General features: G+C 45.9%; 18 protein-coding genes, 1 tRNA gene and 2 rRNA genes. 10 read left to right on the top strand and 11 right to left on the bottom strand.

Translation table 11 applies throughout. From position 1 onward, the window contains the following. Positions 1 to 14: 14 nt before the first annotated feature. From gspF to gspC, 4 genes are read right to left on the bottom strand one after another with little or no spacing between them, the layout of a single operon-like run. Complete coding sequence (gspF, locus tag AACT23_RS03780; protein WP_017045694.1) at positions 15 to 1,235, bottom strand: type II secretion system inner membrane protein GspF; 1,221 nt, start codon at positions 1,233 to 1,235, stop codon at positions 15 to 17. Then, positions 1,235 to 2,734, bottom strand: coding sequence for a type II secretion system ATPase GspE (gene gspE, locus AACT23_RS03775; RefSeq protein ID WP_019282846.1), 1,500 nt, complete (start codon positions 2,732 to 2,734; stop codon positions 1,235 to 1,237). Before gspE ends, gspF begins: the two co-directional genes overlap by 1 nt. Beyond that, positions 2,731 to 4,761: a type II secretion system secretin GspD gene (gene gspD / locus AACT23_RS03770; RefSeq protein ID WP_094129102.1), complete on the bottom strand. Its 2,031-nt coding sequence runs from the start codon at positions 4,759 to 4,761 to the stop codon at positions 2,731 to 2,733. The genes gspE and gspD overlap by 4 nt, the downstream gene beginning before the upstream one ends. 38 nt (positions 4,762 to 4,799) lie before the next feature. Next, positions 4,800 to 5,696, bottom strand: a complete 897-nt coding sequence (gene gspC, locus AACT23_RS03765; RefSeq protein ID WP_228376488.1) for a type II secretion system protein GspC — start codon at positions 5,694 to 5,696, stop codon at positions 4,800 to 4,802. A 337-nt stretch (positions 5,697 to 6,033) separates the two neighbouring features. Here gspC and hslR point away from each other — a divergent pair, with 337 nt between their 5' ends. The 4 genes from hslR (at position 6,034) to AACT23_RS03745 (ending at position 11,334) form a co-directional block, all read left to right on the top strand. After that, the gene (hslR, locus tag AACT23_RS03760) at positions 6,034 to 6,420 is read left to right on the top strand and encodes a ribosome-associated heat shock protein Hsp15 (protein WP_026028320.1); all 387 of its coding nucleotides are present in this window, start codon (positions 6,034 to 6,036) and stop codon (positions 6,418 to 6,420) included. A gap of 31 nt (positions 6,421 to 6,451) precedes the next feature. Next, positions 6,452 to 7,327, top strand: a complete 876-nt coding sequence (hslO, locus tag AACT23_RS03755) for an Hsp33 family molecular chaperone HslO (RefSeq protein WP_013855441.1) — start codon at positions 6,452 to 6,454, stop codon at positions 7,325 to 7,327. A gap of 336 nt (positions 7,328 to 7,663) precedes the next feature. After that, positions 7,664 to 9,292, top strand: coding sequence for a phosphoenolpyruvate carboxykinase (ATP) (gene pckA, locus AACT23_RS03750; RefSeq protein WP_013855443.1), 1,629 nt, complete (start codon positions 7,664 to 7,666; stop codon positions 9,290 to 9,292). 107 nt (positions 9,293 to 9,399) lie between these two features. After that, positions 9,400 to 11,334 (top strand): AsmA family protein, encoded by a 1,935-nt coding sequence (locus AACT23_RS03745; RefSeq protein WP_094129099.1) that lies wholly within the window; start codon positions 9,400 to 9,402, stop codon positions 11,332 to 11,334. Here AACT23_RS03745 and AACT23_RS03740 read toward each other — a convergent pair. The 4 genes from AACT23_RS03740 to typA form a co-directional block, all read right to left on the bottom strand. After that, complete coding sequence (locus AACT23_RS03740) at positions 11,295 to 12,227, bottom strand: bifunctional GNAT family N-acetyltransferase/hotdog fold thioesterase (protein ID WP_017043511.1); 933 nt, start codon at positions 12,225 to 12,227, stop codon at positions 11,295 to 11,297. The two genes, AACT23_RS03745 and AACT23_RS03740, sit on opposite strands and share 40 nt — an antisense overlap. A gap of 72 nt (positions 12,228 to 12,299) precedes the next feature. Next, positions 12,300 to 12,734, bottom strand: coding sequence for a D-aminoacyl-tRNA deacylase (gene dtd, locus AACT23_RS03735; RefSeq protein WP_013855445.1), 435 nt, complete (start codon positions 12,732 to 12,734; stop codon positions 12,300 to 12,302). Next, positions 12,706 to 13,620, bottom strand: a complete 915-nt coding sequence (locus AACT23_RS03730; RefSeq protein ID WP_094129096.1) for a virulence factor BrkB family protein — start codon at positions 13,618 to 13,620, stop codon at positions 12,706 to 12,708. Before AACT23_RS03730 ends, dtd begins: the two co-directional genes overlap by 29 nt. Positions 13,621 to 13,753: 133 nt before the next feature. Beyond that, positions 13,754 to 15,577 (bottom strand): translational GTPase TypA, encoded by a 1,824-nt coding sequence (typA, locus tag AACT23_RS03725; protein ID WP_010319743.1) that lies wholly within the window; start codon positions 15,575 to 15,577, stop codon positions 13,754 to 13,756. 500 nt (positions 15,578 to 16,077) lie between these two features. On the opposite strand from typA, the gene glnA reads away from it, so the two are divergent. The 6 genes from glnA (at position 16,078) to add (ending at position 24,589) form a co-directional block, all read left to right on the top strand. Then, positions 16,078 to 17,487: a glutamate--ammonia ligase gene (glnA, locus tag AACT23_RS03720; protein WP_017043509.1), complete on the top strand. Its 1,410-nt coding sequence runs from the start codon at positions 16,078 to 16,080 to the stop codon at positions 17,485 to 17,487. A 172-nt stretch (positions 17,488 to 17,659) separates the two neighbouring features. Beyond that, complete coding sequence (locus tag AACT23_RS03715) at positions 17,660 to 18,217, top strand: DUF4124 domain-containing protein (RefSeq protein WP_255211883.1); 558 nt, start codon at positions 17,660 to 17,662, stop codon at positions 18,215 to 18,217. Between the two features lie 134 nt (positions 18,218 to 18,351). Further along, a complete protein-coding gene (glnL, locus tag AACT23_RS03710; RefSeq protein ID WP_088731468.1) occupies positions 18,352 to 19,398 on the top strand; it encodes a nitrogen regulation protein NR(II) in 1,047 nt (348 codons plus the stop codon). 39 nt (positions 19,399 to 19,437) lie between these two features. Then, positions 19,438 to 20,841, top strand: a complete 1,404-nt coding sequence (glnG, locus tag AACT23_RS03705) for a nitrogen regulation protein NR(I) (RefSeq protein ID WP_088731466.1) — start codon at positions 19,438 to 19,440, stop codon at positions 20,839 to 20,841. A gap of 102 nt (positions 20,842 to 20,943) precedes the next feature. Further along, positions 20,944 to 23,493 (top strand): EAL domain-containing protein, encoded by a 2,550-nt coding sequence (locus AACT23_RS03700; RefSeq protein ID WP_445286070.1) that lies wholly within the window; start codon positions 20,944 to 20,946, stop codon positions 23,491 to 23,493. Positions 23,494 to 23,584: 91 nt separating this feature from the next. Further along, complete coding sequence (add, locus tag AACT23_RS03695) at positions 23,585 to 24,589, top strand: adenosine deaminase (protein WP_094125495.1); 1,005 nt, start codon at positions 23,585 to 23,587, stop codon at positions 24,587 to 24,589. Between the two features lie 199 nt (positions 24,590 to 24,788). Here add and AACT23_RS03690 read toward each other — a convergent pair. The 3 genes from AACT23_RS03690 to AACT23_RS03680 form a co-directional block, all read right to left on the bottom strand. After that, positions 24,789 to 24,865: transfer RNA gene (locus tag AACT23_RS03690), tRNA-Asp, on the bottom strand. A gap of 29 nt (positions 24,866 to 24,894) precedes the next feature. Then, positions 24,895 to 25,010 (bottom strand): 5S ribosomal RNA (rrf, locus tag AACT23_RS03685). Positions 25,011 to 25,097: 87 nt separating this feature from the next. Next, positions 25,098 to 25,229: ribosomal RNA gene (locus AACT23_RS03680) — 23S ribosomal RNA — on the bottom strand; the annotation flags it as partial.

Here is a 25,229-nt window from a genome sequence, read left to right as displayed (position 1 = left end):
GAATTCAGTCATGATCAACGACTCATTAAATTATTCATTTCTAAAATCGGCATCAAGGTCGCCATCACGATAAACAGTACCAACCCAGCCATTAATGCAATCAGCGCCGGGGTAAAAATACCTAATGCGATGTTGACCGTCGATTCAAAACTCGCGTCTTGGTTATCGGCCGAGCGCGTCAGCATACTTTCGAGCTCACCACTTTGTTCACCACTGGCGATCATATGCAGCATCATCGGTGGAAATAACTTGGTTTGCTCAAGCGCTTTACGCAAGCTCGACCCTTCGCGAACATTGTCAGCCGCCAACAACACTTGTTGCTTGACGTATTTATTGGACATCACATCCACCGCCACACGCATCCCATCCAAAATAGGAATCGCACTGGAGGTACAAATAGACAAAGTTCGCGCAAAACGCGCAGTATTGAGACCGCGAGTGATTTTGCCAATCAACGGCATGCCGATGATTTTTTTATCCCACTTCAACCGCAAATTTGGCTTGCTTAACAACCATCGGACGAGATAAATCAATATCACCAATAGCACCAGCAATTGGACACCCCAATGCTGGATAAAATCACTTGAGGAGAGTAAAAATTGAGTCGACTTCGGTAATTCTTGCCCCATTTGGACAAATTGTCCGACGATTTTAGGCACCACAGCCGCCAGCAAAAAAGCCACAATACACACCGCGAACACCACCAACACCACTGGATAAATCATCGCTTGTTGTAACTTGGAACGCATTTTTTGGCGATTTTCAGCATAGTCTGCTAAACGCTCAAGCACCGAATCCAAATGACCTGATTTTTCGCCCGCTTCAACCATCGAACGAAACAGGTCATCAAAGATATGTGGATAATCACCCAAGCTGTCTGACAAGGTATAACCCTCGGTCACTTTGGAACGAACAGCGGCCAACATGGTGCGAATACGCGGCTTTTCCGATTGTTCAGATACCGCTTTCAAACACTCTTCCAATGGCATGCCTGACTGCACTAAAGTGGATAACTGGCGAGTAATGAGCGCTAAATCCGGTGTACTGATACCGCGCTTAAAACTCAAAGGCGATTGCTCACGCTGAGCCGCTTTCGCTTGCGTCTCAATGAGTTCAATCGGTATAAGCCCTTGCTCTTTTAAGCGCTGGCGAACCTGCCGAGCATGGTCCCCCTCAATAACACCCTTTTTTTGTTTGCCTTTGGCGTCGAGCGCTTTATATTCAAATGCCGCCATTATGCTTCCTTCGTCACTCGCATCACTTCTTCAAGTGAGGTAATGCCTTTCAGCACTTTATCAAGCCCGTCATCACGAATGCTCGGTGTTTTCGCCCGCACCGCTTTTTCAATTGCTTGCTCTCCGGCTTCGCTATGAATTAAGGCTTGTACCTCATCATCAATCAGCAACAATTCATGTATACCCGTTCGGCCTCGATACCCTTTGTGATTGCATTTGTCACAGCCCTTCGGACGATACAGTGTCAGCGACTCTTTTTTCTTACAATTGAACAGTTTTTTCTGCTCATTATCAGCTTGGTAGGCCTCTTTGCAATCGGGACATAAGGTACGCACTAAGCGTTGTGCCAATACGCCAAGCAGCGATGATGAGATCAAAAAGGGTTCGATTCCCATATCGCGCAAACGTGTTATCGCACCGATGGCGGTATTGGTGTGCAACGTCGACATCACCAAGTGCCCGGTTAAAGACGCTTGCACCGCAATCTGCGCGGTTTCTAAATCACGAATTTCCCCAACCATGACCACATCCGGGTCTTGACGCAAAATAGCACGTAATCCTCGTGCAAAAGTCATGTCCACTTTAGGATTGACTTGAGTTTGGCCGATACCATCAATATCGAACTCAATCGGGTCTTCCACGGTTAAAATATTACGCTCGTTGCTGTTGAGTTCTTGCAGGCCAGCGTACAGGGTGGTGGATTTTCCTGAACCGGTTGGGCCCGTCACCAAAATAATGCCATGCGGTCGTTTGATTAATTGACGGAAGCTTTCGTGGTTGGCTGCCGTCATTCCTAGACTGTGCAGATCTAAGCGCGTAGCGTTTTTATCTAGCAAACGCATCACCACACGCTCACCGTGAGACGAAGGCATGGTTGACACGCGAACATCGACCGCTCGGCCGCCAATGCGCAATGAAATGCGTCCATCTTGTGGTACACGTTTTTCAGCGATATCAAGCTTAGCCATTACTTTGACGCGTGAAACCAGCAACGGCGCTAATTTACGACTCGGCGCTAACACTTCACGCAGTACCCCATCGACACGAAAACGAATCGACAAGATTTTCTCAAAGGTTTCAATGTGAATATCCGACGCGCCCTCTTTGATCGCTTCGCCAAGCATGGCGTTGATTAATTTGATGATGGGCGCATCGTTTTCTGACTCTAACAAATCTTCATTTTGCGGCAGCTCTTCGGCTAATGAGAAGAAATCATCACTGTCAGCACCGATATCTTCCATTAATTGTCGCGCTTCTGACGAGTCTCGTTGGTAAGCTTGGGTTAACTTACTTTCAAATTCGGCCAGTGAAATTTCAACCAAGTTGAGCGGCTGTTTCACGACTCGTTTCACTTCGACTAATGATTCGATAGCCAGCGGAGCGACATAAAATAACGTCGGCAGCTCGTTGTCTTCTACCAGCTCTAATACCAATTTAAAACGATTGGCAAAGCTAAACGGTAAACGACGGTAGTGAGGTTGCGACAAAACTTCGGTCATTGCTGTTTTTCCATTTGTTCGATAAAGGCTTGTACTTCCGCAGAATGAGTACGGTCATCGCCAAACTTAGGCAGCACAGGAATATTGTCGTTCGCCATCAACTTCAAACCGCGATCAGCGTTATAAAGCTGCTCTGCACGAATGTAGTTGTACTTACGCTGAGTGATGCCATCGGCCGTCATGCCATCACGAATGATGGTCGGCTTAATAAAGACCATCAGGTTTTTCTTCTCAACTTGGGTACTGGTCGATTTGAACAAATAGCCTAAAACCGGTATATCGCCTAATAGTGGGACTTTGGATTCACTTTCGACTGCGCGCTCATCAATCAACCCCCCCAGCACTAACATTTGACCGTCTTGAATGATGACCGATGTGTTTAATTGACGCTTTGCAAAACGGACATCGACGGCACCATTCGCTCCTAATACGTTGGATACCTCCTGTTCAATTTTCAGTTGAACTGAGTCGCCTTCGTTGATTTGTGGTACCACTTTCAGCTTGATACCGACCTCTTTGCGTTCTACGGTTTGGAAAGGATTATCGTTATTTGCGCCCGCGCTCGAACCTGTCAAAACAGGCACCTCTTCGCCCACGATGAAGGAGGCTTCTTCATTATCCATCACCGTAATACTCGGTGATGACAAGATGTTCGAGTTGGAGTCACTCGACACAGCGCTGATAAGGGCCGTCCAGTCGCCCATCACTAAGCTCATGGCTGCACCATTGACCGCACCGAGCGCTGACGCCAAAGTAGAGTAATCCCCTTTGGTAGTGGTGTTTTCATTGCGCAAGAAATTACCATCAGAATCATAAACGGCTTTAGTGGTGGTGGTATCTTTGGCTTCTTCTAAACCAATCATTACCTTACCGATTGGCGCGCCCGCGTTGCCATACTGAATTACAGAGCCGTTATCGAGTGAGCCCCATTGCACGCCTAAGTTGATGCCATCCCCTTCGGCCATTTCAACAATCAGCGCTTCAATCAATACCTGAGCGCGACGAATATCCAACTGCGCAACCACATCTTCTAGCTCTTTCATAATGTCTTGCGGAGCGGTAACAATTAAGGAATTGGTCGGCGCATGTGCTGAAATCATCACTTCAGTGCGTTGTGAACTTTGCCCCGTTTTTTGCCCAGACTGTTTTTCGGCCTGCAAGTTGTCAGACACTCCTTTCAGCACATCAACCAAATCTTCCGCTTTCGCATTCTTTAGATAAATGACGCGGTTATTACCTCTTGTTGCCATCTCAACATCAAGCTGAGTGATCAATCGCTTTAGGCGTTCACGGACTTTAGGATCACCTGAGATCAAAATCGAATTGGTACGATCATCGGCCACCAGCTTAGGCTGCAAAAACTCTGGGGTATTTTTGGCATCCGTAGTTTTGTTTAATGCCTCCACAATACGCACCATTTCAGCGGCAGATGCATTACTTAGTTCCACAACCTCGATGTCTTTGTCACCAGCTTGGTCAACTCGTTTGATGATATCGGCTAAACGGTTGACGACCGCAGCACGACCTGTAATCAAAATAATGTTCGCCGGATCATAATGCACTACGTTGCCCGCTCCTGCGTTATCGATCAACTGGCGCAGCAAAGGTGAAAGCTCTCGTACCGAAACATTCCGCACCGCAACAACGCGCGTGATCACGCTATCACCGTTCTCTTTTCCTTCATCGCCAACCACAGGAATCGCAGACGTTTTGGCATCTTTCGACTTGATCACTTTGAGCACGCCGTTGTCCATTTCCACCACGGCAAAACCATACACTTCCAATACATTCAAAAAGAAGCTGTAGTATTGCTCTTCATTAAGTGTGTCATAGCTGCGGACATCAACCTTCCCCCGAACGGAAGGATCAACAATGATTGTTTTTTCAAGATTACGGCCCACGATATTGATGAATTCTTGAATATCGGTGCCTTTAAAGCTGGCACTAAAATCGTTTGCCATGGCTAACGGCGATGACAACAAGCCACCCATCAATAACCACGTCGTTTTGTTTAACCAATGCTTCACGTCTTACTCCCTAAACTCATGCTCATGCATCAGTCTGTCTAAAATTGGATATAAATGTCATGGGATTGCCCGTCTCTTTCGACTGTTAAGTTCATTTCGGTTAACTCAGAGACTGACTGAAAAATCTTATTCATGGCGTCCGGGTCCGTTAAATCCTGACCGTTTAACGCGATTGCGACATCGCCATCTTGTAGCCCTACCGACTCAAACAACTCAGGAGATTGCCCAGGGCTCACTCGGTATCCAAGCACTTTGTCATCACGTTTCACTTGCGACAGGCGTACATATTTAAAGATTTCTTGCGGATTGCTGGCAATAGCGGCGCGAATGTCATCCAACTTCTCTTCTGCAGACGCTGGGTTATTACCACGCACATTCGACGCAACAACGCGCTCAGGCGTTGCTACACTCGGTTTATGATAGTCAATTCCATCCAACATCAAGGTTTCATCGCGCCCTGAGTTATCAATAATAACGCGATCATTGAACACCGCTTTCAATTTGACACGGGTTCCTTCAATGACTTCGTTAACACCATAGGTCGATTGACTACCACGATTTGCGATTACCGCTAGACTCTTACTCGGTTCATTGCTCGCCACCACTCCAACCAATAATAAGCTAAGGCTGGTTTTAGGGGCATCTTTGACCACAGGCTGTGCGGCTTCGACCTTCTGCTCGCTATAGCGACCAAATAAACTTCCTTGTTGTAAAGAAGAGAGATCAAGCGAACGCGCCGCATTCGGCGTTGATGCAATTGCTCTTGGAGACCAAGGCGTTATATCAACCGCGTTTTGCTGAATCAGCCACACCATTTTTCCTAGAATCCAAGCCGACGTGACCAGCAATACTAAGGTAAGAAATTGGCTGATTTGTTTCTGCCATTGCGGTATTTTTTGTAGCAAACCTGCTTGCCATAAGCGAGATGAGGTCATACTGCTAAAATCGATTCGCCTCAAAAGATGTCCTTACTGATATTTTCTTACTTCAACCATGATATTTCACATTCATGAGCCGTTAGCCAGACGAAAACCGGCGGATTGGCCTCAAACTATACTTCCATTTCATTTAAACTATGCTTCCATTTAAATGGAACAGATACATAAGACCGCGAAGATCGCGCTACAAAAACACATTAATATATCATAGGAGACATTCTCGTCATTTTTACTGACATTATTTTGTCGGGTAGCTTGAAAATCTGGAACCAAAACACCATTGTAAAGGCCATAAAACGTACAAGACTAACTCCCTTTGAGGCACATTTGTAGTATGAGTTCTGCGACAGAGCAAATAAGATTGGATAAATGGCTATGGGCAGCACGATTTTATAAAACGCGGTCGATCGCACGCAGTATGGTCGATGGTGGTAAAGTCCATTATAATGGCCAACGCACCAAGCCAAGTAAAATTGTCGAGCTTGGGGCAACGATTACCTTGCGCCAAGGCCAAGAAGAGAAAATCGTCACTGTGATCAATCTGTTAGGGCAAAGGCGCAGCGCGCCAGAAGCACAAACCCTGTATTCGGAAACCGCAGCAAGCATCGCCAAACGTGCCCATCATGCCGAGCAACGTAAGCTCAACGCACACAACCCAAGCCCCGAACGCAGACCAGACAAAAAAGAGCGTCGTGACATCATTAAATTTAAACATCAATAAAAGCTGGACCATGTTCCGAGGAAATAGCTAAATGGCAAATAACATTTTAAATCGCTACTTATTTGAAGATCTATCCGTACGTGGCGAGTTGGTACAATTAGACGACGCGTATCAACACATCCTTTCGAGCCAGGAATATCCAGCCCCAGTACAAAAACTTTTGGGCGAACTGCTCGTCGCAACGACCTTGCTAACCGCAACGCTGAAGTTTGAAGGCTCAATTACCATGCAATTGCAAGGCAATGGCCCAGTTTCCTTAGTCGTTATCAATGGTGATAATGAACAGAAAGTGCGTGGTGTCGCACGCTGGAAAGGCGATATTGCCGATGATGCCGACCTACACACTTTGATGGGTAAAGGTCATTTAGTTATCACTATCGAGCCCAAGAAAGGCGAGCGCTACCAAGGTGTGGTCGGTTTAGAGGGTGACAACTTAGTGGAAGTGCTGGAAGGTTACTTCATCCGCTCTGAACAGTTGAAAACACGCCTTTGGATACGCATTGGTACGCAAGATGGAAAAGCCTGTGCCGCTGGCATGTTGCTGCAAACCATTCCGGACGGAACGGGTACGCCCGATGATTTTGAGCACTTAGAGCAGTTAACTAACACCGTAAAAAACGAAGAGCTGTTCACCTTAGAAGCCACTGATCTGTTGTATCGCCTGTATAACCAAGAGAAAGTTCAGTTGTTCACCCCACAACCCGTGGAATTCCATTGTGGTTGTTCACGTGAACGCAGTGGGGCGGCCATCATCACAATAGGCAAAGAGGAAATTTACGACATTTTATCGTCTGAAGGATCCGTTTCTTTACATTGTGATTACTGTGGCACCAACTACTCATTTGAAGAGGCTGAGATCGCAACACTCTACGCACAAGCCTCCTCAGGAAGCGACACAATTCATTAATTTGCATGAATTAACAAGCACGAAGAAAACGTATCAGAGCCAGCTTTATGCTGGCTTTTTTGTGATCAAAACCCAGTAAAATCAAGCCTTAAACAAACAGAATGGCGTACTTATTTTTTTAAAAGTATTAATCTTATTGATCTAGCGCAAAGGTTTGCGTACGCGATAAAATAGTTGCGCCAATATGTGACGGGACACCTAAAACCACAGGAGTGTCATGGGCAATTTTTGAACTGTGTCCCTGTTTTATCCCCCACCCGTTGCTAGCATGGTGAGCAGATAACAATTACAAACATTATTACAAAATCCCTACAAAATCTCTTACAAGGAGCACCTATGACCGTTATGGAACATACAAAGGCTGCACAACTAGACCTGACCAAATACGGAATAACCAACGTAGTCGAAGTGGTTCGCAACCCAAGCTATGAACTGTTATTTGCCGAGGAAACTCGCCCAGACCTTGAAGGCTACGAAAAAGGCGTCGTCACTGAACTTGGCGCTGTTGCCGTTGATACTGGCATTTTTACAGGCCGCTCACCAAAAGATAAATTCATTGTCAAAGATGACACCACACGCGATACCCTATGGTGGACATCTGAACAAGCGAAAAACGATAACAAGCCGATTAACCAAGAAGTATGGAATGATCTAAAAGCACTAGTGGGTCGTCAACTATCCGCTAAACGTCTATTCGTTCTTGACGGTTACTGTGGTGCCAACGCAGATACGCGCCTTTGCGTGCGCTTCATTACTGAAGTGGCGTGGCAAGCGCACTTCGTCAAAAACATGTTCATTCGCCCAACAGAAGAAGAGCTAGCTAACTTCGAACCTGATTTTGTGGTCATGAATGGTGCCAAATGCACCAATGACAAATGGCAAGAGCAAGGCCTGAACTCAGAAAACTTCACTGTGTTTAACTTAACGGAAAAAATGCAGTTGATCGGCGGTACTTGGTACGGCGGTGAAATGAAGAAAGGGATGTTCGCAATGATGAACTACTTCCTTCCACTGCAAGGTATTGCTTCAATGCACTGTTCAGCCAACATGGCTAAAGATGGCGATGTGGCGATTTTCTTTGGCCTATCTGGCACAGGAAAAACCACACTCTCTACCGATCCAAAACGCGCGTTAATCGGCGATGACGAGCACGGCTGGGATGATGATGGCGTGTTTAACTTTGAAGGAGGTTGCTACGCGAAAACCATCAAGCTCTCCAAAGAAGCCGAGCCTGACATCTACAACGCGATCCGCCGTGATGCGCTACTGGAAAACGTCACAGTACGTAGCGATGGTTCGATTGACTTTGATGATGGTTCTAAAACCGAGAATACTCGTGTTTCTTATCCTATCTACCACATCGAAAACATCGTTAAGCCTGTATCGAAAGGTGGTCACGCCAATAAAGTGATCTTCCTATCTGCGGATGCATTTGGTGTGCTTCCACCAGTCTCTAAATTGACTCCAGAACAAACCAAGTATCACTTCTTGTCTGGCTTTACGGCAAAACTAGCGGGTACTGAACGTGGCATCACCGAACCAACACCAACCTTCTCAGCCTGTTTTGGCGCAGCGTTTTTAACGCTCCACCCAACACAATATGCCGAAGTGCTGGTAAAACGTATGGAAGCAGCTGGTGCTGAAGCTTATCTAGTCAACACTGGTTGGAACGGCAGCGGTAAACGCATCTCGATTCAAGATACCCGCGCCATCATTGACGCTATCTTAGATGGTTCGATTGAGAAGGCAGCAACCAAGCATATTCCAATCTTCAATCTTGAAGTACCAACCTCACTACCTGGTGTGAACCCAACCATTCTCGACCCACGCGATACTTACGTGGATCCTCTACAATGGACAAGCAAAGCTGAAGATCTCGCCTCGCGCTTTATCAATAACTTTGCCAAGTATACTGATAACGCAGAAGGTAAAGCATTAGTGGCCGCAGGCCCACAACTCGACTAAAACTGATAAGTCAGTAGCAAGCCCCTTTGATAAGGGGCTTTTTTTGTTGCTGCGTGAGGTAATTTGTTTCACTCTGTCGCAGGTAACGATTTACGAGTAAGGACACCATGAACAAGGCTTTGGCATTGCTGATTGCGATCATCGCGCTATTTCTCACTTTCATGCTGGGTATGTTTGCACTGCTACATACCTCTTATGCTACTCCCGTTGCTCAAACTCTCGTTGAACGGCTTTCGAAAGGAAACGTGACGTTTCAATCTCTTCAATACCAGTATCCTTTGCATTTTCAGTTCAACCAATTAACACTGCGGCAAAATAAGCAGCATATCCCGATAGAGCAAGCCGATATTTGGCTCAGCCCACAGCTCATTCGCGACCAAAAAATCGCCGTTGATAGCGTGCTACTTAGTGGTATCAGTCTACAAAATGGCCTTCCTACCGATTTGCGATCATGGCCCATTTCGGTGAGCCAAATCGCGCTCAATCATGCCGACATCGCCCAACAAGGTTGGCTAGCGCGCGGTGTTAACCTACAGATTAAAAATCCACATTGGCCGGATGCTCCAACAGCTCTGCCTTTCGGCGAGATACAACTCTCAGCCGAACAATTTTATTGGCAAGGAGAAGCGCTGAATAACCTACTGCTCGATATGGATTACAAACCTGCCAACAGCACCGTCTATGGGCTCTCGTTGTCATGGCGCGGCGCGGCTATTTCAGGTCAAGCCGAGCAGTATCCTCAAGGTTGGTCGCTGATCAATGTGACACTGGAAAAACTCAATCTTAGCCGAGATATGAGTCATTCCTTACGCCAATCGGGTTGGTTTCAGCTCTTTGACAAAATAGACCATATCAATAGCTTAGATATTTTAAACAGTCAGATCGAGCTTGCGGATATCAGCTTGCGTAACGTCGATATTTCGCTGGAGAACATTTATCCACACAGCAATATTTGGCAGCAGCAACAAGGTAAATTATCGCTGCGAGCCGACGATGCAACTTGGCTAGGTCAGCAGTGGGTGGAGCCGACCTTTAGCCTGCGCACCGAGCCGGGTAAACTGATTATTGAGGATTTTAGTAGTGAATTTAAGCAAGGTGATATTCAATGGGTGGGTGTTATCACCCCAACCTCAGCATCGCTGCAACAGCTCACTATTCGCGGTGTAAAATGGGTGAGCGAAAGCAAAGATGATTTTACGTCGCTGAGCCAGCATTGGCCGTGGGTTGATAACCTCACCATCGAGCAACTCACCATCGCCAATAGCCAACTCATTCAATTATTTGCGCCACCTTATTGGCAATTGTCTGGTGTCCATGCCAAAGGGAAGCAGTTAACTCTCGTAAAAGAGAAACGCTTGGGATTGTGGCAAGGCACGCTCAATATCAGCGCAAACAGCGCCAGCTACGATTCACTATTGAGCACGCAAAGCGTTGTTGAGATGCGCAGCGAACAAGGCCAATGGTACCTAGATCGTTTATTCATGCCGTTAGAAAACGGCTATATCGATGCCACTGCGCGTTGGAATTTCCAAACGTTAAGTCAGCCTTGGCAAACCAACATTCATGCCGATGGGCTACCGCTAGCGGTGCTCAATAAAGTCACCCAGCTTCCCTTTACCATAGAGGGTCTCAGTGAATGGGAAGCGCAGGTCAACGGCCTCGCCGGAGACTACGCCACCTTCGCCCACTCCCTCACGGGTGAAGCAACGCTCAATATTCGACAAGGCATATTAACGCTAAGCGATCCTGAGCAAAACCTCAGCCATGAGCCGTTTACGCTCGAAGGTTTAGTCATTCACTCAGACAGAGGGCGGATGATGATTAATACAACGCCGCTGGTTGGAAAGACGCTCAAGGCAAACCTTGATGGTCACGTGGATTTGGTCAAGTTGGAGAAAGGACAACTTAACCTTAACCTCCAGCAGATGTGCCGTGAGATGCACTTCGAACTGCTCCACAACACACAGCACACCATCTATTCGTGTGATCCAGAAACCGATACTTACTCAGCCGATGATGCGGCGGCTAACAATGCCTTGTAATTGGGGATCAACATATAGGTTCCCGTAAATTCAACGGCGGGTTTACCGCCACTGGTGATAGTGACATTGACGACGATACGCGCTTTACGTCCACTGGCTAAACGATCTAAATCGCCACTGATGCCATCCAATGAAGTGAAGGCTAAAGGGTTATGCACCACAGGGTGACGATAGCGGATGCGGCTATCAACCAAAACAATATCGCCATTCAGGCTTCGCTCACGCATCAGCAACCATGCCATTCCCCATCCGGTCAAGGTGGCAAGGGTAAATGCCGAGCCTGCAAATAAGGTGTTGTGTGGGTTCAAATTCGGATTGAGCTGAGCGCTGCACTCAAATTGGTAGCCCGTATATTGAGTCACCTTAATGCCCATTTTTTCGCTGATAGGAATGTGCGTGGCCCAGCGTTCTTGCAGTTCAGTACACCATTCAGGTTTGCGAATCACATTGGCCATGGGATCGAGCGGTTTGACCATTTGTTGATGTCGAACCGGACCGCGTTCATCATTGAGCGAGCCCCGGCGTTCAAAGCCGTTCTTTTCATAAAATGCAATCGCATCTTCACGGGCGCTACAGACTAGGCGCTTTGCACCTTCTTGACGAGCCAGCGACTCTAGCGCCACCAGCACCAAAGAGCCCATACCTTTATTGCGACGGCTACTTTTAACCGCCATATAGCGAATTTGCCCTTCGCAATCTGGCGTAATGTACAAGCGACCAATGGCAATCGGTCGGTTACGACCATCGACAATCATCCTGTGGTGGCTCATGCCATCATACTCATCGCGCTCCGAGCCGATCGGTAGATGCCATGGCTCACGCAGCATTTGCCAGCGAAAATGGTAGTATTTATTCAGTTGGTTGTCGGTACTTGGCGTAATCAGTTTAAACATTTGGTTATCCCTAAATCACAGCCTCTCATACTCCGCATGATCCCAACGAAGGAGGCTCTATCCATTTCTTTATTAAACCTGAAGCCAGAATGTCACTGGGCCATCATTAATCAGCGAAACTTTCATATCTTGTGCAAAGCGGCCACGCTGAGTTGGCAAAATGTGCTCACACAAATCCGAAAAGTAATCATACAGACGCTCAGCATCAGCAGGGTGTGCACCTTTTGAAAATCCGGCACGCGTCCCCTTTTTGGTATCGGCTGGCAATGTAAATTGAGACACAACTAAAACCTGACCGTTCACTTGTTGCACGTTCAAGTTCATTTTTCCCTCTTCATCTTCAAACACGCGGTACTGAGTCACACGTTCGACTAGACGTTTGGCCTTTGCCTCATCGTCATCTCTTTCGACCCCAAGTAGCACCAGTAAGCCTTGATTGATTTCGCCAACCACTTCCCCATCAACACGTACCGCCGCTTCACTCACTCTCTGGATCAACGCTATCACTCTGATTTCCCTTTATCATTTGCTCGGAGATAGGCAATGAGTTTAGCATTTCTTGCTCATTGCTCCAGTGCTCTTTTTCACCCAAAGTCGCCGTCACCTCCGCCCCAACGAGCACAATCATCCAACATAAGTAGACCCACACAAACAGAATAGGGATCGCCGCCAGTGCGCCGTAAATCAGTTGATAGGAGGGAAACTGAGTAATATAAGCAGCAAACCCTTTTTTACTGAACTCAAATAAAATAGCCGCCACCATTGCCCCGACCAAGGCGTGTGAAAGATGCACTTTTTTATTCGGCACCAGCAGGTACAAACCGACAAAAGCAGAGAATGACAAAATAAAAGGTAGCCAGCGCAGCAACAAATTATAAGCACCAGAGAGTGCTTCGCTGTCAATAATCTTGAGTGAGGTAATATACGAGGTTGCCGCAATACTCGCGCCGACTAAAATTGGCCCGAGCGTAAGAACCATCCAATACATTGAAAAAGAGAGCACCATGCGCCGTTTATTTTTAACTCGCCAAATGTAGTTCAAATTCTTGTCAATATTGGAAATCAGCATTAAAGCTGCAACGAATAAAAATGCCCCGCCCACGGCCGTCATCTTACCTGTATTCGCGATAAATTCGAGCAACGCCTCTCGCACTACATCGCCTGCGGCAGGCACAAAATGGGTGATCACAAAATCTTGAATAACCATACCGACATTGGCAAAAATAGAAAATGAGGAGAGAATTGATAACAGCACGGTAAGCATAGGTACGATCGACAACAACGTGATATAAGCCAAATAGCCCGCATTAACATTGACGCGGTCATGATCCATCCGGCTGAGTAAATAACGCGTAAACAGTAAACATTGTTTGCCAAACTTTTTGATTTTCAAATGCCTTCTCCCTGCTTATTTTTATCATCAATCACCATTCTATACCTAAAACTGACTATATTGCAGATAAGCAAAGGGCGAGAAGTACACTCCTCGCCCTTAAATTAACTCGTTAACTTATACCATGACGGTATTAGCCACGGCTTGCACGTTTACGATCATTTTCAGTTAAATGACGTTTACGGATACGAATGCTCTGTGGGGTCACTTCCACTAGTTCATCGTCGTCAATAAACTCAAGTGCTTGCTCAAGTGTAAACTTGATTGCAGGTGACAATACTTGCGCTTCATCAGTACCAGAAGCACGAACGTTTGTCAGCTGCTTGCCTTTCAGGCAGTTCACTGTTAGGTCGTTAGAACGGTTGTGGATACCGATCACTTGGCCTTCGTACACTTCATCTGCGTGCTCAGTAAATAGGCGACCGCGCTCTTGTAGGTTGAACAGAGCGTAAGTCAACGCTTTACCTGTCGCGTTAGAGATCAACACGCCGTTGTTACGTTGACCAATGTTACCGCCTTTGTGTAGGCCGTAATGATCAAACGTATGGTAAAGCAAACCTGAACCTGAGGTTAAGGTCATGAATTCTGTTTGGAAACCAATCAAACCGCGAGAAGGCATCATGAAATCAAGACGCACACGGCCTTTGCCGTCTGGAGTCATATTCGTCAGCTCACCTTTACGCAGGCCGATTTTCTCCATCACGCCGCCTTGGCTCTCTTCCATCACATCGATCGTTACGGTTTCGAACGGTTCCATTTTCTGGCCGTCTTCTTCCTTCAAAATAACTTCAGGACGAGAAACTGCAAGCTCAAAGCCTTCACGACGCATGTTCTCAATCAGGATTGATAGGTGAAGTTCACCACGACCTGAAACGCGGAAGCGATCTGGGTTGTCGGTTTCTTCAACACGCAATGCTACGTTATGAACAAGCTCTTTTTGCAGACGCTCAAGGATATTACGTGAAGTCACGTATTTACCTTCTTTACCTGCAAACGGTGAGGTATTGACTTGGAAAGTCATGGTCACTGTCGGTTCATCAACGGATAGTGGCACCATGGCTTCAACACAGTTTTGGTCACAAATGGTGTCTGAAATTTTCAGTTCACCTAAACCTGTTACCGCAATGATGTCGCCAGCGTTAGCTTGTTCAACTTCGTTACGCTCAAGGCCAAGATAGCCCAGAACTGTACCAACTTTACCGTTACGTTTCTTACCATCAGCGCCGACGACTGTTACTTGTTGGTTCGCTTTTACGCTACCACGAGTCACACGACAAACACCGATAACACCAACGTAAGAGCTGTAATCAAGTTGAGAAACTTGCATTTGTAGTGGGCCATCAAGGTCAACTTGTGGTGACTCTACATTGTCAACGATCGCTTGGAACAAAGGTTCCATGTTTTCGCCAACTTCACCTTCGTTAAGTGTCGCCCAACCGTTCAGTGCAGAAGCATAAACCACTTTAAAGTCGAGCTGCTCATCCGTTGCACCAAGGTTGTCGAACAGGTCGAACACTTGATCCATAACCCAATCAGGGCGAGCACCAGGACGGTCAATTTTGTTAATAACAACGATTGGTTTCAAACCGTGAGCAAAAGCTTTTTGTGTTACGAAGCGAGTTTGTGGCATTGGGCCATCAACCGCATCAACAATCAGCAAAACAGAGTCAACCATTGACATGATACGTTCAACTTCACCACCGAAGTCGGCGTGTCCTGGAGTATCTACGATGTTGATACGGAAATCATTCCAGTTAATGGCTGTATTTTTTGCAAGGATAGTGATACCGCGCTCTTTCTCGATATCGTTCGAGTCCATGACCCGCTCTTCCGTATTACCGCGAGACTCTAACGTACCTGACTGTTGCAGCAGTTTATCAACCAACGTTGTTTTACCGTGGTCAACGTGTGCGATGATCGCGATATTTCTTAATTTATCAATCTGTGGAGTAGCCATGGATTTTGCTTCACTTATTAAGGGAGTAACTCGCTTCGGCATGAGGCCGCAACGAGCATAGAACTTGATTAAAAAAACGGTCAATAATGTACCAGATTTTGGCGAAAAACCTAGAAATATGTGATCTATCGCGCTGATTTTCGCTCACCACAAGCTTAGTCCGCTACTTGCTTTAAAACAAATTGCATCAAAATGGACTAAATCAGCATTGACAAGCCTAGTAAACCTAGGCTGAATAGTGTGCGCTTTGGTAGTTAATGGTGCAACATAAAACTCAAGGCACCAAAATAGTGCAAACAAGGATCTTTTTGGTGCAGAGAAGCATTTAAATTCGACAAAGAACAACCAAAGCACTTGAAATTAAAGGATTAATTTAATTGGCACGAATTTAGCTTTGTTAGAAACAGCATCGATTAATAAGTTTAGAATGAAATTAATCAATGCTAGTTTCAATTCGATTCGGGCCATTACCGCTTTAATAACACTGGAGGTTATCCAAGATGTCAGTAGAAAACGTTCTATCGCTGATCCAAGAAAACGAAGTTAAGTTTGTTGACCTGCGCTTTACCGACACGAAAGGCAAAGAGCAACATATCTCTATTCCTGCTCATCAAGTCGACGCAGACTTCTTCGAAGAAGGTAAGATGTTCGATGGTTCATCCGTTGCTGGCTGGAAAGGAATCAATGAGTCTGACATGGTGATGATGCCTGATGCATCAAGTGCAGTTCTTGACCCGTTCACAGAAGACGCAACACTTAACATTCGTTGTGACATTCTAGAGCCTGCAACCATGCAAGGCTACGATCGTGACCCACGTTCTATCGCAAAACGCGCAGAAGATTACATGCGTTCAACAGGGATCGCAGACACCGTTCTTGTCGGTCCAGAGCCAGAGTTCTTCCTTTTTGATGACGTGAAATACACCAACAATATGTCTGGTGCCTCATTCAAAATTGATGATATCGAAGCGGCTTGGAACACTGGCGCTGAAATTGAAGGTGGTAACAAAGGTCACCGCCCTGGTGTGAAAGGTGGTTATTTCCCTGTTGCACCGGTTGACTCATCACAAGACATCCGTTCAGCCATGTGTTTGATCATGGAAGAGATGGGCCTCGTCGTTGAAGCTCACCACCATGAAGTAGCGACTGCAGGTCAAAACGAAATCGCCACGCGCTTTAATACGCTAACTACTAAAGCCGATGAGATCCAAATCTACAAATACGTGGTGCACAACGTTGCGCACGCCTTTGGTAAAACAGCAACCTTCATGCCTAAGCCTCTTGTTGGCGACAACGGTTCAGGTATGCACGTTCACCAATCTCTTGCAAAAGATGGTGTAAACCTATTTGCTGGTGACAAGTACGGCGGTTTATCTGACTTAGCGCTTTACTACATTGGCGGTATCATCAAGCACGCGCGTGCCATCAACGCATTTGCTAACCCATCAACAAACTCGTACAAGCGCCTTGTCCCTGGGTTTGAAGCACCGGTAATGCTAGCTTACTCGGCTCGTAACCGTTCTGCGTCTATCCGTATTCCAGTAGTACCAAGCCCGAAAGCACGTCGTATCGAAGCTCGTTTCCCAGATCCAGCAGCAAACCCATACCTAGCGTTTGCCGCTCTTCTAATGGCTGGTCTTGATGGTATCAAGAACAAGATCCATCCAGGAGAAGCGATGGATAAAGATTTGTACGACCTACCAGCAGAAGAAGCCGCTGAGATTCCAAAAGTAGCCGAGTCACTTGAAGTGGCACTAAAAGCACTGGATGAAGATCGTGAATTCCTGACCGCTGGCGGCGTATTCTCTGATGATTTCATCAACTCATACATCACGCTAAAAGCAAAAGATGTAGAACGCGTCAACATGGCCGTTCACCCACTAGAATTTGAATTGTACTACTCGGTATAATTCTTAGCTTTGGTGCAAAATGTAACTTAGGTTACGGATTTATCAGGCTCGCCTCGCAGGTGAGCCTTTTTCATATTTGGGGTTAATTCCGGACGTCGTAACATTAGCGTTACAACAATAACGGCACTCAAAAGCCGATACCCTTAACGTGAAAACATCTCTATATAGGGGGATGACTGTGAATCTGATCCGAACTTTACTCCTAACAATCATCATGCTTTATTCCGCGACTTCAATTGCACAAAACGTCTATACGTGGGTGGATGCGAATGGCGTGTTGCATCTTAGCGATGTCCCACAAGATAAGGGAGCAAAGCAAATTTCGATTCCTGATTTTCAGGCCGATGCGCCTGAGCCAACCTTTGAAAACTCTCACCCCGTCACTAACCTTACCAAAGAGCTGCCACTGGAAAAATCCGCAACCCATGTCAACAAAATAGAACCGCTAACCATTGCAATTCGCTCTCCGGCTGACGATGAAACCTTACGCAGCAATGCGGGCGTTATTTCAATCAACGCCGAACTCAATCGCAACTTAACCGTCAGTGAACAGTTGCAATTAGTCATGAATGACAAAGCCTATGGCGCTCCCACCACTCAACCTACTTGGACGCTGAAAAATCTAGATAGAGGAACGCATCGCTTTTTAATTCAAGTAGTTGTAAACGGCAAGATTATTGCATCGTCTAACCCTGTGACGGTGCATTTACATCGAGCCAGCATCAAGTGATGAACTCTTCGCCAATAAGCTCGATATAACAACAGGTTTCACTTTTTCTTCTGACACCGATGCGCCATACTTAGCCATGCAATGCACCAAAGTTGTGCATTGCATCATTTGGGAACACGGACAAGGATGAAAACGTGAATTGTGAGCTAAGCCAAACGATTTTAAATAATATCGTTACCGCCACCTTGATGCTCGATGAGTCTCTTTGTATCCGTTATGCCAATCCAGCGGCTGAACAACTCTTCTCCCAAAGTGCTAAGCGAATTATCAACCAACCACTGTCAAAACTCATCCAGCACGCTTCTCTAGACTTAGCGCTGCTTTCTCAGCCGTTGCAAAGTGGCCAAAGTATTACTGATAGCGATGTTACGTTTGTGGTCGATGGTAAGCCACTGATGCTGGAAGTGACCGTGAGCCCTATATCTTGGCAACGCGAGCTGATGCTTTTGGTCGAAATGCGCAAAATTGGTCAACAACGACGGTTAACACAAGAGCTCAATCAGCACGCCCAACAGCAAGCGGCAAAACTCTTAGTTCGCGGGCTGGCGCATGAAATTAAAAACCCATTAGGTGGGCTACGCGGCGCGGCGCAACTGCTAGAAAGAATGTTGCCGGACCACAGTCTCACTGAGTACACCCAAATTATTATTGAACAAGCCGATCGACTGCGCGCGCTCGTTGATCGTTTGCTCGGCCCACAAAAACCGGGCAAGAAGTGCTCTGAAAATCTCCATGTAATTTTGGAAAAAGTCCGCCAATTGGTTGAGCTAGAAGCCAGCACACACTTGGTGATTGAACGAGATTATGACCCCAGCTTGCCCGATATTTTGATGGATACCGATCAAATCGAGCAGGCATTACTGAATATCGTCAGCAATGCGGCACAGATTTTATCTCATGATCCGCATGGTAAAATCACACTTCGCACCAGAACAGTGCACCAAGCCAATATTCACGGACAGCGCCATAAGTTAGTGGCACGCATAGAAATCAGCGATAACGGCCCAGGCATTCCTACCGAATTACAAGACACACTGTTTTATCCCATGGTCAGCGGCCGTGAAGGTGGAACGGGGCTGGGTCTTTCTATCTCACAAAACCTGATCGATCAGCACAATGGAAAAATCGATGTTGAAAGCTGGCCAGGTCGAACCACATTTACTATTTATTTACCCATTTGACCGATGTCAGATTGGGTTTGCTGCTAAGGAATAAACATTATGAGTAAAGGATACGTTTGGGTGGTGGACGATGATAGTTCGATCCGCTGGGTGATGGAAAAAACGCTCTCATCAGCCAACATAAAATGCGAAACGTTTTCCGATGCCGAAAGTGTGTTACTGGCGCTAGAAAGAGAAACGCCCGATGTGCTCGTTTCCGATATTCGCATGCCGGGCATGAATGGTATTGAGCTGCTAAACCAAGTTCATTCACGATCTCCTGAGTTGCCCGTCATCATCATGACTGCCCACTCAGATCTTGATGCCGCGGTGAATGCCTATCAAAAGGGTGCCTTTGAGTATCTGCCTAAACCTTTTGATGTCGATGAAACCCTCACCTTGGTTGAACGTGCCATTGCTCATAGTCAGGAGCAGCGCAAAGAACAATCCAATCAACAGATTGGCGTTGATAGTACACCGGAAATCATTGGAGAAGCCCCTTCAATGCAAGAGGTATTTCGGGCGATTGGCCGTTTATCACGTTCCTCAATCTCAGTCTTGATCAATGGTGAATCAGGAACCGGGAAAGAGTTAGTCGCTCACGCGCTTCATCGCCATAGCCCACGCGCCCAAAAACCGTTTATTGCCCTCAATATGGCCGCAATTCCAAAAGATCTCATCGAGTCAGAACTGTTTGGTCATGAGAAAGGAGCATTCACTGGTGCAAACAATGTCCGCCAAGGGCGTTTTGAGCAGGCCAATGGTGGCACCCTATTCTTAGATGAAATTGGCGATATGCCGCTCGACATTCAAACTCGGCTACTGCGTGTTTTAGCCGATGGTCAGTTTTACCGCGTAGGAGGGCATTCAGCAATCAAAGTGGATGTCCGCATTGTCGCCGCTACTCACCAAAACTTAGAAAAGCTCGTTCATCAAGGAAAGTTTCGTGACGACCTTTTTCACCGTCTCAATGTCATTCGTATTCATATCCCAGCACTGCGTGAGCGAAGCCAAGATATAGAAAAACTGACCAAGCACTTTCTCGCCTCTGCAGCAAAAGAATTAGGCGTAGAAATGAAAACGCTACATCCTAAGAGCATTGAAATTTTGAATCGTCTTGAATGGCCGGGAAACGTACGACAACTTGAAAATATGTGTCGCTGGTTAACTGTAATGGCCAGTGGTAGCGAGGTGCTACCCAGTGATCTTCCTTCCGAATTATTGTCGGAAAAGAAAAATAGTGACTTTGATAGTGCTATAAGTTGGCAACAACAACTCGCAAGTTGGGCTAAATCTTCATTAGCTTCAGGAGAAACAGAGCTGCTTTCTTATGCACTTCCTGAATTTGAACGTATACTTTTGGAAGCAGCACTTCATCACACCAATGGTCACAAACAAGACGCAGCTAAGGTGCTTGGGTGGGGGCGCAATACGTTGACAAGGAAGTTAAAAGAACTTTACTGATAATTTTTTAATGATCAGGTGCAGTGATTCACTTTCTGGCACAATGCAATCACCCACCTTGCGTGTTTTACCGATAATTTGTATGGATGCAGAAGACACGACATGTCATTTACGAATCAAATAACGTTGAAAACAGCCGTTGTTCTACCATTTGTTATGATTTTCCTCATAACGATTGGAGTGATTGTGGGTGTACAAAAATACAGTTATGAAGAGATGGTTGATGACATTAGCAGCAAACAGCTTTCATCATTAAATGCCAATGTAGAGCAGCGGCTGATCAGTTTTCTCGATGAACCTTTTCAAGCCAGCCTCGCTTTAAGCCACACGATCGGCTTTAGTCAGTTCTATTCTGCGGACGATGTCAGTAAAATAGAAGGATATCTGCTTGCCAGTTTTGAAACGCTTTATCGACCGCTAGAACAAATTGATGTGATCGGATTTGGTGGCGAACAGGCGGAGTACGTGGGCTTTCGCAAAGAGATTGGTGATAGTTTTACCTTGATGGTGAAAGATAATCGAACTCAGCAAAACTTGGTGATCTACTCAGGAAAAACCATCAATCAAGATATTCGCTCCACCATTGCCGATTATGATCCAAGAACTCGCCCCTGGTATACTCCAGTTGCACAAAGTTTAAGCCCAAGTTGGTCGCCAATCTACACTAATGTTGATGAACGCCAAGAGATCACGCTCTCTGCTTTAGCACCCGTTTTCTCTATGAACAAATTCATCGGTGTTTTGGTGACTGATGTGAAAATCGATACGTTCAATGCGTTTCTGGCCTCACTGCAACAGAAAACTCATGCCAACGTGTATATTATTGATCCAGAAAAAAGATTGGTGGCTCACTCCAATACCAGCACCGTTGTCTCTTGGGGGACCGAACTGTCGGCAAAAGGAGAGCGACTACTGGCTATCGAAAATGCCAACCCAGTGATCCAAGCCAGTGCACATTATATTGATAACCATGACAAAATGCTGTCAGCAACACTCAACAAATTCGAAACGGTAGTTGATGGCACCCGCTATTTTAATCATCTCACTCCCTTTAAAGATAAACATGGCATCGAATGGTTTATTGGCGTCTCGATTTCAGAAACCGATCTACTTGGTCGATTGCCAGAAAACCAACAAAACAGTTGGATTATTGGCAGCATTGTCAGCCTTATCGGCATTGGTATAGGGCTCATTGCCTTTAATCGAATCACCACTCCAATTACCGCCACCGCGGCTGCTGCTCAGCATCTAGCAAAAGGGGATTGGGAAAGTAACATGCCGAAAGCTGGCAATATTTATGAAACGAGTTTACTTGTTTATTCATTCAATGAAATGGCCAACAACCTAAAAGCCTCATTTAAGGCATTGCATTCCCAATTGATCTACGATTCCCTAACCAAGCTCTATAGCCGTGAAGGTTTAATTGATAACTTTAGTCAATCAAATCAAATTAATGGCAGCCTATTGCTTATCGGCATCGATAAATTCAGAGATATTAATGACAGCTTGGGACATCAGCAAGGTGACTTACTATTACAAATTATTGCTGAAAAATTACGCACACTATTTGCAAGCACCTCATGTATTGCTCGTACAGGTGGTGATGAATTCGCTATTTACATCCCCTCTTTACAACAAAAGAATGAAGCCCAATCCGCGGCTAACAGCATATTACAAATGTTTGCTGTCCCATTCTCAATGCATAATGAAAAAGTGGTCGTCAATGCCTCCATTGGCATCGTACTCCCTAATGACACACTCCATACTATGGCTCTATGGTTACGTAATGGTAGCATCGCACTCAGCCACGCCAAGCAAGAGCGCTCAAGGATCTGCTATTACTCTCCAGAGATGGACGATGTATCTCGTAAACGTACGCAAATGCTCACTCAAATTAAGCTTGCCATAGAGAACAAAGAATATATTCCGTATTATCAACCAATTGTAAACTTATCAACGGGAGATATCATCGGAGCTGAAGCCTTGGCACGCTGGGTGACACCAAGCGGTGATATCATTCCCCCCTTGGAATTCATTCCTATCGCTGAAGAAAGCGGCTTTATTGGCCTGATTGGTGAGCAAATCTTGTATCAAGCGTGTTTTGACACGATGCAAGGCATCAAGATGGGTAAATGGGGATCGACGTTTAAAATGCACGTCAACCTCTCAGTGAACCAGCTATCTCAACCTCAGTTTGTTCATGAACTCAAAGCGACTTTGGAAAGAACGGGGCTTGAACCCAATAACCTCGCTTTAGAGATCACAGAATCAAGAATTGTTGATAACGACCCAGTTATTTTAGCAAACATGAACAAACTCAAAGAGCTGGGCATCCATATCGCGATAGATGATTTTGGTACCGGATACAGCTCCCTTTCTTATTTACATCAACTTCCATTCGATTGTCTAAAAATAGACAGGGCGTTTGTATCGCAGCTCGAACAGACAAATCTCAGTAGCTCAGTCGTTGCGGCAATCATCAACATGACTCGTGGGTTTAATGTCGAAATTGTAGCAGAAGGTATTGAAACCAAAGAGCAAGTCCATCTCCTAAACATGCTTAACTGCACTCAGGGACAAGGCTTTCTGTTTAGTAAAGCCATCCCTTTTAACGAATGGTCAACAGATATGGTAAACATAAAAGCCAAATAAACAGAATTGGATGATTTAATACTCTTTGCTAGCTGACACTGACCACATTGATTTTTATACTTGATGCCATACACACTTTCGGAAAAACATAATGATAACTAAAAACCTACCGCTTACTGATTTGCATCGCCATCTTGACGGCAACATTCGAACCAAAACTATCTTAGAACTAGGGCAACGATTTGGTGTAGCGCTGCCAGCTGGCAACATAGAAGAGCTCACACCTCATGTACAAATCGTCGAAGCAGAACCATCATTGGTCGCCTTTTTATCAAAACTTGATTGGGGAGTTGCCGTATTGGGTGATCTCGATGCTTGCCGAAGAGTCGCCTACGAAAATGTCGAAGATGCCTTAAATGCTCAAATTGATTATGCCGAGCTGAGGTTCTCTCCTTACTATATGGCTATGAAACATCAACTGCCTATCGCTGGCGTTGTTGAGGCTGTAGTTGATGGGGTACAAGCGGGCGTTCGAGACTTCGGTATTCAGGCTAACCTAATAGGAATTATGAGCCGCACTTTTGGCACCGATGCTTGTCAGCAGGAGCTAGACGCTATTTTGACTCAAAAACAGCACATTGTTGCAGTCGACTTGGCAGGCGATGAACTTGGGCAGCCGGGCGAGCGATTTATTTCTCACTTTAAACAAGTACGAGATGCAGGACTAAGAGTTACAGTACATGCTGGAGAGGCGGCGGGGTCAGAAAGTATGTGGCAGGCAATCAAAGAGCTAGGTGCAGAACGCATTGGACACGGAGTAAAAGCCGTCCATGACCCTAAGCTAATGGATTATCTTGCCAAACATCGTATTGGCATTGAGTCTTGCCTAACGTCAAACTTCCAAACGAGCACAGTAAACTCTCTTGCTCATCATCCTATAAAACAGTTTTTAGAGCATGGGATACTTGCTTGTTTAAATACTGATGACCCAGCGGTTGAAGGTATTGAACTTCCACATGAATATGAAGTTGCAGCACTTCAAGCAGGCCTTTCTCAAGAGCAGATCAGACAAGCGCAAATTAACGGATTAGAATTAGCCTTTCTTTCAGACTCAGATAAAAAAGCACTGTCAGCCAAAGCCGCTTTGCGTAGCTAAATCTCCTGAACCATGTCTCTCTAGCTGATGTTTAATACATCGGCTTTTTTATACCTAAGACATAGAGACCGAAAAGAATAAGAATAGATTGAACAAAGTGTAGCTACCACACGACTGTCCTGAGAGTGATAAAAAAATAAAATGCTATTTTTCTCAAACGAAAAAAGCCCTGCTATTACTAGCAGGGCTTCTTAATAAGTGGCGGAGCGGACGGGACTCGAACCCGCGACCCCCGGCGTGACAGGCCGGTATTCTAACCAACTGAACTACCGCTCCGCAGCGTGTCTGGTTAGACAATATTCAAAGCCTGGCGATGTCCTACTCTCACATGGGGAGACCCCACACTACCATCGGCGCTGTTGTGTTTCACTTCTGAGTTCGGCATGGAATCAGGTGGGTCCACAACGCTATGGTCGCCAAGCAAATTTCTTAATTCGGAAAGCTGTTTCGTTCTCATTCACACATTCAATGTTCTTCAATTGAGCCCACAAAACCCCTTCGGTGTTGTATGGTTAAGCCTCACGGGCAATTAGTATTGGTTAGCTCAACGCCTCGCAGCGCTTACACACCCAACCTATCAACGTTCTAGTCTCGAACAACCCTTTAGGACACTTAAAGTGCCAGGGAAGACTCATCTCAG

The sequence above is a fragment of the Vibrio sp. V09_P4A23P171 genome, assembly GCF_963875615.1.
Classification (GTDB): Bacteria; Pseudomonadota; Gammaproteobacteria; order Enterobacterales; family Vibrionaceae; genus Vibrio; species Vibrio anguillarum.
Note: the sequence above shows the minus strand (reverse complement) of the source record. Positions and strands in the feature narration are given on the sequence as shown.